11 protein-coding genes are annotated in these 11,476 nt (G+C 32.1%); all 11 read right to left on the bottom strand.

Annotated features, from left to right (window positions below):
• Positions 1-96: 96 nt before the first annotated feature.
• Complete coding sequence (locus WN975_RS00450; protein WP_337964700.1) at positions 97-1,641, bottom strand: serine hydrolase; 1,545 nt, start codon at positions 1,639-1,641, stop codon at positions 97-99.
• A gap of 39 nt (positions 1,642-1,680) precedes the next feature.
• On the bottom strand, positions 1,681-3,021 hold the full coding sequence (locus tag WN975_RS00455) for a S41 family peptidase (protein WP_337964701.1): 1,341 nt from the start codon (positions 3,019-3,021) through the stop codon (positions 1,681-1,683).
• 312 nt (positions 3,022-3,333) lie between these two features.
• Positions 3,334-4,125 carry an RNA methyltransferase gene (locus WN975_RS00460; protein ID WP_337964702.1) on the bottom strand — a complete coding sequence of 264 codons (792 nt, stop codon included), beginning with the start codon at positions 4,123-4,125 and terminating at the stop codon, positions 3,334-3,336.
• A gap of 91 nt (positions 4,126-4,216) precedes the next feature.
• On the bottom strand, positions 4,217-4,717 hold the full coding sequence (locus WN975_RS00465) for a hypothetical protein (RefSeq protein WP_337964703.1): 501 nt from the start codon (positions 4,715-4,717) through the stop codon (positions 4,217-4,219).
• Between the two features lie 123 nt (positions 4,718-4,840).
• Positions 4,841-5,764 (bottom strand): DUF2167 domain-containing protein, encoded by a 924-nt coding sequence (locus WN975_RS00470; protein ID WP_337964704.1) that lies wholly within the window; start codon positions 5,762-5,764, stop codon positions 4,841-4,843.
• Between the two features lie 165 nt (positions 5,765-5,929).
• Entirely contained in the window at positions 5,930-7,015 is a 1,086-nt protein-coding gene (locus WN975_RS00475) for a phosphoglyceromutase (protein WP_337964705.1), read from the bottom strand.
• Positions 7,016-7,078: 63 nt separating this feature from the next.
• On the bottom strand, positions 7,079-8,020 hold the full coding sequence (locus tag WN975_RS00480) for a hypothetical protein (RefSeq protein WP_337964706.1): 942 nt from the start codon (positions 8,018-8,020) through the stop codon (positions 7,079-7,081).
• A complete protein-coding gene (locus WN975_RS00485) occupies positions 8,021-8,323 on the bottom strand; it encodes a hypothetical protein (RefSeq protein WP_337964707.1) in 303 nt (100 codons plus the stop codon). It abuts the gene before it with no gap.
• 90 nt (positions 8,324-8,413) lie between these two features.
• Entirely contained in the window at positions 8,414-9,745 is a 1,332-nt protein-coding gene (locus WN975_RS00490; RefSeq protein WP_337964708.1) for a DUF58 domain-containing protein, read from the bottom strand.
• A gap of 81 nt (positions 9,746-9,826) precedes the next feature.
• Positions 9,827-10,390, bottom strand: coding sequence for a hypothetical protein (locus WN975_RS00495; protein ID WP_337964709.1), 564 nt, complete (start codon positions 10,388-10,390; stop codon positions 9,827-9,829).
• A gap of 55 nt (positions 10,391-10,445) precedes the next feature.
• Positions 10,446-11,459, bottom strand: a complete 1,014-nt coding sequence (locus WN975_RS00500; RefSeq protein ID WP_337964710.1) for a MoxR family ATPase — start codon at positions 11,457-11,459, stop codon at positions 10,446-10,448.
• Positions 11,460-11,476: the final 17 nt, after the last annotated feature.

Raw genomic sequence — 11,476 nt, forward strand, 5'->3', positions numbered from 1 at the left:
TTTAGAATGAGTTTATTTTGTTTAAAGTTTCAGGTTTCAAGTTTTTGAACAGTGTTTTTACGTTCAGTTTTAAACCTGAAACCTGAAACTTTGAAATTATTCCTTCGAAAAATCCAAATCCTGAAAATCATAACTAAAGTCAGTTAATTCAGAGATTGGAAGCATTTTTAGGTTAATTACTTTTCCGGTTTCATCATATTTGAAAAGCAAATGAGCATCAGCATGGAAAAAAGCGTTATTCCATTTTACGACATAATTTCCATCTTTATAGAAAAAGACTTCGCCAACGAGTTGAGAAGAACGTTTTGAAGCAAAATATACTTTTCCTTTTTTCTCTGTTATAGTCACTTCTCCAAACCAATTGTCTTTGTAAGTTCCAGTAATTTTCGAAAAATCAGTTTTTAGTTTATCTTTTTTGTTTTTGGCAACAGTTGCCCAAACTTCATCTGTTACTTTATCAGCAGATTCTTCGCTGGCTTTCACGCGATTGCTATAAGTTGTTACGTAATCATCTGGTTTAATGCCTAAATAGCTGTCTTTTATGGTGTTTGTAATAGCGCTAAAAGCTGCTCCGGATTGCTGATTGGTCAAAACAATAATTCCTAAACCTATTTCAGGAATTAAAGTCGTCTGTGTAACATTTCCTTCTAAACCGCCTGTGTGAGAAACTTGTTTATATCCTTTTACATCACTTAAAAACCAACCTAAACCATAACCTGAAAAATGAGTATTGTACGGAGGTCTTGTTTTCGCCGGAATAATGGTTTGCAATTGCCACATTTCGTCGTGTTCTTTTTCAGAAAACAATTGTTTATTATCGCCGTATTTTCCGTTATTTATTTGAAGAATAGCCCATTTGCTCAAATCATTTACATTTGAATAAATTCCGGCTGCACCATCAAAAAGTGGATTTTCATAGCGTTTTATCGTTTTCAGTTTTCCGTCAATCGGAACGTGTGGCGTAATTACGTTACTAGTATCTTTTAGGCGTTTGGTAGAAGCAACGCTATTATTCATTTCTAAAGGTTTCATGATACGATCTTCGACAAAATCTGCCCAGGTTTGACCCGTTACAACATGCACGATTTCGCCTGCGATAATATACATCAAATTGTCATAATCATACTTCGTTCTAAAACTTGAAACAGGTTTTAAATACCTTAGATTATGAATAATATCCTGCGCTTTAAAGTCACTTCCGTCAGGCCAAATCATTAAATCTCCAGCGCCAAGTCCAAGTCCGCTTCTGTGTGTTAATAGATCACGAATCGTAAATTCACGAGTTACATAATCATCATACATTTTAAAATCAGGAAGATATTTTGTCACCTTATCATCCCATTTTATTTTTCCTTCATCAACCAACATTGCAAGTGCAGCACTTGTAAAAGCTTTACTATTTGAGGCAATTCCAAAAAGCGTATTTGCATCGACTTTTTGCTGCGTAATTATAGATTTTACGCCATAACCTTTTGCCAGAACTACTTTTCCATCTTTTACAATTGCAACAGCAATTCCGGGAACGTCAAATGCTTTTATGGTACAATTTACCAATTCATCGACTTCCTGATTGGTTATCTGTGCAAAAGATTGAATGCTAAATGCAAGGAAAAATAAAATGCAAGTGTTGATTTTTTTCATGTATTCCGATTAATTTGTTTCTATTTTATTAGATATAGATTAACTTTTGTTCTTCTCAAAATTTTCTGTACTTCCGTTTACATTAACTATTGAAATACCCGAAATTTTATTGTTTACTTTTTTAAACTCTACTCGTAACATTCGGTCTTCTAAGTCAAAAATATCTTTGCTTAAAGGTAACATTTTTACTTTTCGAACCGCATTTACCTGACAAAATAAATTTCCGTTTTCATAAGTGATAATTCTTGGGCCAAATGCACCAGTATAACTTTCAGATTCCTTTTTTTCTAATGTCAAAGGATGTTGTTTTGCTTTTAGAGAAGTCAATAACCATGAATATTTTTTAATTGGATTCTGAGATTCGTTTGCAGCCAATTTTTCCAAAGCTTTTATTTGTGCGGTATAAAGAGCATTTTCTGCAGGAACTTCTATATCAGGCTGAACTCCAGTTCCTTCCCAATTTGTTTTAGTTATCGGGCTAATTGCTCTTCCGGTTGGTATCCAAACAGTAAAGCGATCCGTTGCGATATTATCGCCACCCGGATTTGCGCCGCCACCGGTAACTTCGCCAATAATAGTGGCACGATGTAAGTTTTTTAGATTATACGTAAATTCTTCAGCGGCAGAAAATGTGCCTTTGCTGGTTAATACATAAAGATCTATTTTCGGCATACGTTTCCCATTTACATAAGGCAGCGTCCATGTTTGAGTATTGGAATCATTTGGTCTGAAATAGAAATTATTCAAATGAACAGGTTCTGCATCGTAAAAGTAACTGGTAATTAGCTGAATCATTTGTGGTGAACCGCCTCCGTTTTTTCTTAAATCAATAATTAATGCATTCGCATTAGCGAAAAAATTCATTGCAGCAACCGCAGTTTCTCCTCCAACCGAAGGATCCATAAAGTTACGCAAATCAAGATATCCAATATTTCCATCTAATATTCTAGCTTCTTTAAATCCGTAATTGCTTGTTTTCCATTGTTCAAGCATAGATTGCGGAATTTGTTCCTGTTCCGGATTTTTATCTGTTTCTCTTAATTCTTTTATAAAAGCAGGATTAAAGCCAACACGTATATGTTTGTCCTTGCTTATCGATAAAAGATCTGAAGTTAGTCTTTCAGAGAACAAAACTGGATCTGTGATTGAAGCGTATGATCCGTTTTTTAAATTTGACGAAATGAGATCGCTCATTTTTTTTGCTACATCCGGAAAGACATAATTTTTGTTTAATAATACATTAATTGAATCAATAACTTGTTGCTGTTCTGTTTTTGTTACAGGATCAGGATTGGTTTGATTCACGATAGATTGCGCGATTGATTTTGCCGGAATAAAGAGCAAAAAGCAAAAAATAAGTAAAGCAGTTTTTGTTTTCATTTTCTTGAGATTTAATTGATTGATTGTGATTTAATTGATGTTTGATACTATATAAATAAAGATTTATGATTGATTTGTTTAAATAGTTGAAACAAATATAATTGATATATCAATTAAAATCAAATAAAGGAATATTTTTTTTATATAATTGTTTGAATCTCAATACAGGGTAGGGTTTATTGCTCCTAATCCAACTTTGTCGATTTAGATTTTAGGGCGCTATTTTACTGAAGTTGTATTAAAATAGCTTGAATTTATTAAAGGATTTTGTTTCCGTTTTATGGAATAGAAACTATTTAAAGGAATAATGATTTATTTAAAACCTCTTTGTCTTTTGGCTTCAAAAATTAAAATAGCCGCAGCAACAGATACGTTCATGCTGTCGATTTCGCCTTGCATTGGAATAATAATATTTTGTGTTGCCGCATCACGCCAGTCTTGCGTTAAACCTGTGGCTTCTGTACCAACAACCAAAGCAGTTGGAGTAGTAAAATCCTGTGTATGATATGAAGTTGAATTTTGTAAAGTAGCGCAATAAAAATCAATCTTTTTTTCTTTCAAAAAAGCAATGATTTCGGCAGTAGTTCCAGTTGCAATTTGATTCGTAAATAAACAACCAACACTAGAACGCACAATATTTGGATTGTATAAATCGCTTTTAGGATTTGCGATCAAAACTGCGTCAAGATTTGCAGCATCGGCAGTACGTAAAAGCGCTCCGATATTTCCTGGTTTTTCAGGAGCTTCGGCCACAATAATTAACGGATTATCAGATAATTTTAAATCAGATAAAAGCATCGATTTTGTTTTGGCTATAGCCAAAATACCTTCGGTGGTATCGCGATATGCTAGTTTTTGGTAAACTTCCTTGTTGATTTCAATTAATTGAATCGGAGTATTAACCAATTTATTAATCTCATTTTCAGTAACCAATTCAGGTAAAAATAAAACAGTTTCGATTTCGTAACCGCCTTTTATAGCAAGAGAAATTTCACGTAAGCCTTCAATTAAAAATGTTCCCGTTTGTTTGCGGTTTTTTGCCTTTTCCTGTAATAAAACAAGAGATTTTATAAACGGATTTTGTATCGAAGTAATTTGTTTCATTCTTAAAGGTACTTAGGTTCTGAGGCGCTAAGGTACTGAGATTTTTTTAAAATAGGAGCAAAGGTTCAGAGTTGCAAAGGAGCAAAGTTTTTTATTGACATAATCTGACAGCTTCCTTTTTTGTTAGTGCATTCATTATTTTTTTAGAGAAATCTACATTTATTAGCGGAAACTCAATTTGATTTTCACCAGTCAAGATCAATGGTTTATTTAAAATTTGGCTAACTTCAGACATGAAACCCAGTAACTTTTTATAATTATCAAAAGAATATATTTCCTTTGGATCTACATCAAACTCAATTTCATCTATTGAGAAAAAATGAAGATTTATTACTATATCATCAATTATGATAGATACAATTTTCACTTCCAATTCTCCTGTTTCATCATTCAAATAGTGAATTAAATATTCCAGATCAATTTTATTTATCTCTTTGTTTTCTCCTAATGTACCGTATCTAACGATGTAATTTATATTGAGATAATTAATTAGAATTTTCCAATCTTCAGTTTTAACGTTTCGAACGTAAATATCTCTCAACGCGCCATCTGGTTCAAAAATCCACTTTATTTCATCCCAATTATTTGTCATTTTATTAGTTTATGATTTTAGATAAAAAAGTTTGCCACGAATTGCTAGAATTTGCACTAATTTTTATTCGCGATTAAGCGAAATCTGATTCGTGGAAATTAGTGCAATTCGTGGCAAAAAATATTATTCTGGTGTAGAATTATTTTCTTCTAAAAGTACAGTTTCTTCTTCCTCTGGTCTTGTAGTAACCTGATCTTTTTTACCGAATAAAAATTTCTTGAAAGCAGCAAAACCTGCTGCAATTGCTAAAAATATGATTTTACCAAACTTCGCAATAATAGCAAAGAAACCAACTTTTGCAAGAACTTTTCCGGCAACTAATCCACCAATAGTCCACGCAGCAACAGTATCTGTATCTGCATCAAAGTCTAAATATTTGTGTCCGTCATTGAATTCAACACTTTTCAAGATTCCCGGAATACTAGCTTTTACTTCTGCAAGTTCACTCATTCCCGCAACTGCCGAAATATTATACATTCCTTTTCGTCCCAAAACTCTTAAATCATAGTTTAAAGTATTAGCTTGATCCTGACCAAATTTTAATTCTTTTGCCCAATGCAATACTTTCAAATTATTATCATAATAAGGTTTTGATGCCCAGCCAACTAATTGCACTTCAGGATAACCACCTTTTTTACGTTCTTCATTTGCTGTCTGAACATCTTCTTTCATGGTTTTTAGCAAATCGTCATAGTCAATATCTCCGGCATCATCGTCTTTTACAAAACCATCTCCTTGATAACTAATCACAAACATCCAACTATTGCTATGTGTAACCCCTTTTCCGTCAGGTACAAGAGATCCTAAAACGCTTTTGTCTTCTGGATTTCCCCATAAATTTGTCAAAACTCCCTGCGTTTGTTCCGCATTAAGGAATTTAAATCCTGCAGGAACATTTAATGTTCCGTCTCCTTCTGGTAAAGTAATTTTTCCTGATTGGTAATTTAAAGTTTTTTCAAAGAGCTCATCATTGTTTTTAGGTTCCTGAGCGGCAATTTTTGGAATAAAAAAGGCAATTAAAAAAAGAAATGGTAGAAATTTTTTCATTGAAATAAATTGGTTTTGGTTGATTATTTTAAAGGTTCTAAGGTTTTTTTAAGTTGTAAAGGTTCATAGAAAAGTTTGCTACTAATTACACGAATTTGCACTAATTTTTATTCACGCTTAAGCGAAATCTTATTCGTGAAAATTCGTGTAATTTGTGGCAAAAAACTATTTTTTAGTCACTTCAGTAATCTCATCAGCAACGGGATGTGATGTTGTAAAAGTATATCCCATGATTTTGGCAATCGTTTGTGCAATTTGCTTTTGATACAATTGAGAATCTGTTTTTACTTCGCCTTTTGGAGTGATTTCAGGTCCCATTGCGGCAAACCAAATTTGTGATGCGCCCGGAACATCAGCACCATGATCTGTCCATTGTTCTTTTTTTTCGTCACCGCGACCGTGATCTACCGTGATTATCAAAGTTGTTTTGTTTTTATATTGCGGATCATTTTGAACAAAATCCCAGATTTCTTTAATCCATTTGTCTACTTGATTTGCAGCGTCAAGATACGATCTGTAATGTCCAGCGTGCGCCCATTCGTCAGTTTCTCCATAAGCGATATAAAGCACTTTTGGCTTTTTGGTTTTCAACTCATTTAAAGCTTGATAATGTGTAAAAACATCCAGACATTCATCTTCATGAAAAGGCTTAAACGAATTATTGCGCATTTCATTTAGTAGTTTTTCTGTTTCTGTAGGGTTTTTTCCTCCAACATTATCAAAGGCAGAAATTACAGGAAAACCACTTCTTTCCTCGTTTAAAATTCGGTCAAAAGCATCCCACGCACCAAAAGCGGCAACTTTTCCTTTTAGTTTTGATTGTTGGTTTAAAAACTCCAAAACATTCACATTCGGATTCGCTTTATAATGATTTGAATTTACGGCAGTATCAACATTTCCGGTCATAATCTCGCTATATCCGGGATAACTAAACCAATACGGATTCGAAACATCGACTTTATTTCCTAAATCGCGATTGCCATAAATTTGTCCTTTTGTAGCAATTTCTGACCATAAAAAAGGCATGATTTTTTTGCGTGATTCTTCAGGGTTTGAGCTGGAATATTTTTTCTTGATATAAGAACTATCGTCCTGATTAAATTTTTTATCATTGGCAATAGCCGAATCCATTCCTTTAAAAATTTCCTGCCATCTAAAACCGTCAGTGGTAATAATGATGATGTTTTCTGTTTTTTGTGCATGAGACAAAAAGCTTGTAAAAGCGAATAGTAGTAAAATCAGTTTTTTCATTTTATTAGTTTCAAAAGTTGAGACAAAAGAGCTTAAGTTTTATTAATAAATATTGAGATTTTTTTATTCTACGTCATTAACCGAATTTACTTTAAAAAGTAATCGAATTTTAATAGGATCTTTTTTTGAATTTGGATAAATCTCACTGTTAACTCTTTGTTCAAAGACTTTCATAATGTCTAAATCCAAATCATCTTTAACAGCATAATTTATTTCGTTTTTCTTCTTTTTCAGCTCAAATTCAACCATTATTTTTCCTGATTTCTTTGAGTCTTTAAATAATTCTTCAAATATTTGAGTTGTTTTTTTTAGGATTAATTCGATATCTTCAAACGAAGTGTTTGCTTTTAATTCTTCGTCAGAACTTAAAAAGGCGATTCTTTCCAAAGCGGTATCTTTTTCTCCTTTAGAAACAGAGTCAGTTTCTGTTCCGTTTTGATTTTGTTTATAAGCAACTTGATTTGTCTTATTTTGTTTTGGAGCTTCATCTAGCCACAATAATTTTAAATCTTTTTTTAGCAGATTTAAAATATAATTATGCTCGTTAGTTTCGATAATCAATAAAGGCTCTTCAATGTCAAATGATATTACAGACCAATAATATTCTAACTCTTTTTCGTTGGCTTTTCTAATAATGTAGTCCTTTGAAACTTCATTTTTAAATTCATCCCATATTATTTTAGAATCAGCCATATCCTGACTCATTTTGCCATCTAATATTGCATTATCTACATGAAATTCAACTTTTCTTCCGTCTAAATTTTGTATTTTGGTATTGTCTTTAAATCTTTTCCAGAGTTCAGGACCAATGATAAGATTGTTTTGTACTATTTTGTAATCGTTGTTAGAAGATAAATTGTCACTTATTAGTTTTTTAGCCTTTTCAATTACCTTAGCATCAGCATATTTATAAACTACTCCTTTAGGAATTGTTATAGTCTCACTTTTTTGAGAATGAGATAAAAAGCTTGTAAAAACGAATAGAAGTAGCGCTAGTTTTTTCATTTAATGATTTGATGTCTTAATAATATTAATACTGAATTGGCCAGATTTAGTTCTTAAACTTAAAAACCAAATATTTTTTAATCCTTTTAATGGGATAGGAGAATTATCATTAATATTAATTTGTTGCTTTAAATCTTCAAGTGTTTTTAAACCTAAATATTTAATTTCTTCTTTTTCATTATTTATTCTTTCAAACCATTTTAGAATTGAAGTTTCAATATTAATAGCACTAACTTGTGTACAGTAAGTTCCTCCTCTGAATTCTGCGATATATGTAAAAATATAAGTTTCCGACAAATTCATAAGTTTGAATTTTGTTTCAAAACTACTTAATTTAATCAATCAATCTTTACGTGATAACGTAATGTAACTATAAGTTAATAGAAGATAAAATTACAAAATCCCTCTGGCCTTAATCTCCAGATATTTATTAATAGTATCCAAAGTCAGGTTTTCAGGTTGAGTAAGAACCGAGTAAATTCCGTATTTCTTGAGTTCGTTGGCAATAAGTTTTTTCTCAAACATGAATTTTTCAGCAATTACCTTATCGTATATTTCCTGAATCGTATTTGTTTTTTTGTTAATCAGTTCATTCAATTCCGTATTACTAAAGAAAACAACAACTAATAAATGGTTTTTTGCAATTCCTTTTAAATAAGGTAATTGTCTGTTTAAACCGTCCATTGTTTCAAAATTAGTATATAAAATAATCAAACTTCGCTGATTGATGTTTTTCTTAATATCAACATATAATCGACTATAATCACTTTCGAAAAAGTCAGTTTTGATGTTGTATAAAGTTTCCAGAATTTTCTGCATTTGCGAAGATCTTTTCTCTGCAAAAACTCTGTTTTCTACTTTTTTAGAGAAAGCAAAAATTCCCGCTTTGTCTTGTTTTTTCAGAATAACATTTGACAAAACCAAAGTTGAATTTATAGCATAATCCAATAAACTCAATCCGTCAAAAGGCATTTGCATCACGCGGCCTTTGTCAATTGCCATGTAAACCGATTGAGATTTTTCGTCCTGAAATTGGTTTACCATCAACGAATTTTTCTTCGCCGTAGCTTTCCAGTTTAGCGTTCTAAGATCGTCGCCCTGAACATATTCTTTAATTTGTTCAAATTCCATGGTATGACCAATTCGGCGTATTTTTTTGATTCCGTATTGATGCAAATTATTCGAAAAAGCCAATAAATCATATTTCCTTAATTGAATAAAAGAAGGATATGTTGGCACCATTTGATCTTTATCGAAAATAAATCTTCTAGAAATCAGTTTTAAAGGCGAAGAAACGTAAAGGTTCAAATTTCCAAAATAATATTCGCCACGTTCTGTTGGACGCAAATCATAACCGATTTCTTTTTCGGCAGAAGCTTTAATTTTCTTTATAATTTTAAAATCACGAACTTGAAACTGAAATGGGATTTCGTCAATAATCTTTACTGAAATAGTAAACGTATAATGGTTTTTGATACTAACACTTATCGGATTCAAATCGCCATTTGAAAGTTTTTCGGGCGTATTTCGAGTTGCCTCAATTCCTGTTTTTGCAAAATATAAAAGCAAAATATCAAGTCCCAGAAATGTGATTAAAATTAGAACCACAAACCAAACGGCATTATATAAATTCGGAAAAATAAAAGCACAAACAAACATTCCAATAATGCTCAAAAGCACATAGAAAAAGAAGTTGTTTAGGTATAGACTTTTTATAAATTTCAATTTAGAGTATATTTTAAAGTTTTATAATACTTATATTTTAGTCAGACTATTGTAATCAAAGCCTTCTAAATAAGCTATTTTCTAGATTCCATTTTCTTTAACTGCTTTTACTTTATAAACAGGACTTTCTTTCCATGCAGTCCATATCCAGTTGAAGCTTGCTTTATTATTGGTGATTTTTAAGTTGTTTAGCTTCATTGTTTTCCAATATTCTTCCGGATTATCCTGACAATTACACCACATGTCTGCGTCATTTCCGTAAGGTGGTAGATCACCAACAAGCCATTCCATCTTTTTAGTTTTAAGATTATCACCAATCTTTAGCCCAATTTTATTATAATTATCGATAAATTCCGGAGTAAAAAAGTTTGACTTTTTAAGTTCCTCCAGTTTTTTATTATGTGCTTTTAAATTTAAGCCGATATATTTATCTCCTTTTTTATTTTCTACAACATCAAAGTCATTTTTAACAGTTTTAGTTTCAATCCATTCATACGTTTTTCTTATTAATGTTTCAAGCTGTTGTTTATCACTTAAAAAATAAATTGACGTATTTCTGTTATGCGATGGTTTGACATCTTCTGATTTAAAACTTACCAGAGAGACGAACACAAGAAAAAGAAAAATTAATTTAGAAAATTTCATTTATAAAAGGTTTAATAAAGCTTTAAAACTAAAAACTGAGATTAAAAACAGTAAACTATCTAGGAATCTCTACTGTTTCAATAATTTGTTTAATGATTTCCGGGCTTGTAATTCCTTCCATTTCACGTTCAGGAGTTACAATAACACGGTGTTGTAAAACCGGAATTGCAGCTTCTTTAATATCTTCCGGCGTAACAAAATCACGTCCGCGAATGGCAGCGAAACCTTTTGCCGCATTCAAAATTGCAATCGAAGCACGAGGCGAAGCACCTAAATACAAAAAGGCATTTTCGCGCGTGTTTACTACAATTCTTGCAATGTATTCTAGTAAGTTTTGTTCAACTCTAATTTGTTTTACTAAAGCTTGATATTCTTTTATTTCTGTTGCAGAAAGTACAGCTTTTATAGCTTCTAATTTTCCGTGATCTTGCAATAAATGCTCTCTTTGGATAATCAGAATCTCCTCGTTTAATTTTGGATAATCAATCGTGATTTTGAATAAAAAACGGTCTAATTGTGCTTCCGGCAAACGATACGTTCCTTCTTGCTCAATTGGATTTTGAGTTGCAATAACCAAAAAAGGAGTTTCAAGCTGATAAGCCGAACCGTCAATTGTAATCTGACGTTCTTCCATAACTTCAAAAAGTGCCGCTTGAGTTTTGGCAGGAGCACGGTTGATCTCGTCAATCAAAATTAAATTCGAAAAAATTGGTCCTTGTTTAAACTGAAATTCAGAAGTTTTAAGATTAAAAATAGAAGTTCCTAAAATATCTGACGGCATCAAATCCGGCGTAAACTGAATTCGGCTAAAGCCAATATTCAACGTTTTAGACAATAGTTTAGCCGTAATCGTTTTGGCAACTCCAGGAACACCTTCAAGTAAAACGTGTCCGTTTGAAAGTATCGCAACCAAAAGCTGATCGATCATTTTATGTTGTCCAACAATTACAGTTTCAAGCTCTTTTTTGATGCTGTTAACGTGATCTAAAAGCGGGCTTAAATTTATTCTGGTTTCAAAATTCACATTTTCATTCGTGATTTCGGTTTCTGGTGTATTGATATCGTCCATATTGGTATGTTTTCTTT

This window comes from uncultured Flavobacterium sp., assembly GCF_951805225.1.
Classification (GTDB): Bacteria; Bacteroidota; Bacteroidia; order Flavobacteriales; family Flavobacteriaceae; genus Flavobacterium.

Coding starts and splice junctions, on each gene's coding strand:
- WN975_RS00450 (WP_337964700.1), bottom strand. CDS start 1,641: ATGAAAAAAATCAACACTTGCATTTTATTTTTCCTTGCATTTAGCATT.
- WN975_RS00455 (WP_337964701.1), bottom strand. CDS start 3,021: ATGAAAACAAAAACTGCTTTACTTATTTTTTGCTTTTTGCTCTTTATT.
- WN975_RS00460 (WP_337964702.1), bottom strand. CDS start 4,125: ATGAAACAAATTACTTCGATACAAAATCCGTTTATAAAATCTCTTGTT.
- WN975_RS00465 (WP_337964703.1), bottom strand. CDS start 4,717: ATGACAAATAATTGGGATGAAATAAAGTGGATTTTTGAACCAGATGGC.
- WN975_RS00470 (WP_337964704.1), bottom strand. CDS start 5,764: ATGAAAAAATTTCTACCATTTCTTTTTTTAATTGCCTTTTTTATTCCA.
- WN975_RS00475 (WP_337964705.1), bottom strand. CDS start 7,015: ATGAAAAAACTGATTTTACTACTATTCGCTTTTACAAGCTTTTTGTCT.
- WN975_RS00480 (WP_337964706.1), bottom strand. CDS start 8,020: ATGAAAAAACTAGCGCTACTTCTATTCGTTTTTACAAGCTTTTTATCT.
- WN975_RS00485 (WP_337964707.1), bottom strand. CDS start 8,323: ATGAATTTGTCGGAAACTTATATTTTTACATATATCGCAGAATTCAGA.
- WN975_RS00495 (WP_337964709.1), bottom strand. CDS start 10,390: ATGAAATTTTCTAAATTAATTTTTCTTTTTCTTGTGTTCGTCTCTCTG.
- WN975_RS00500 (WP_337964710.1), bottom strand. CDS start 11,459: ATGGACGATATCAATACACCAGAAACCGAAATCACGAATGAAAATGTG.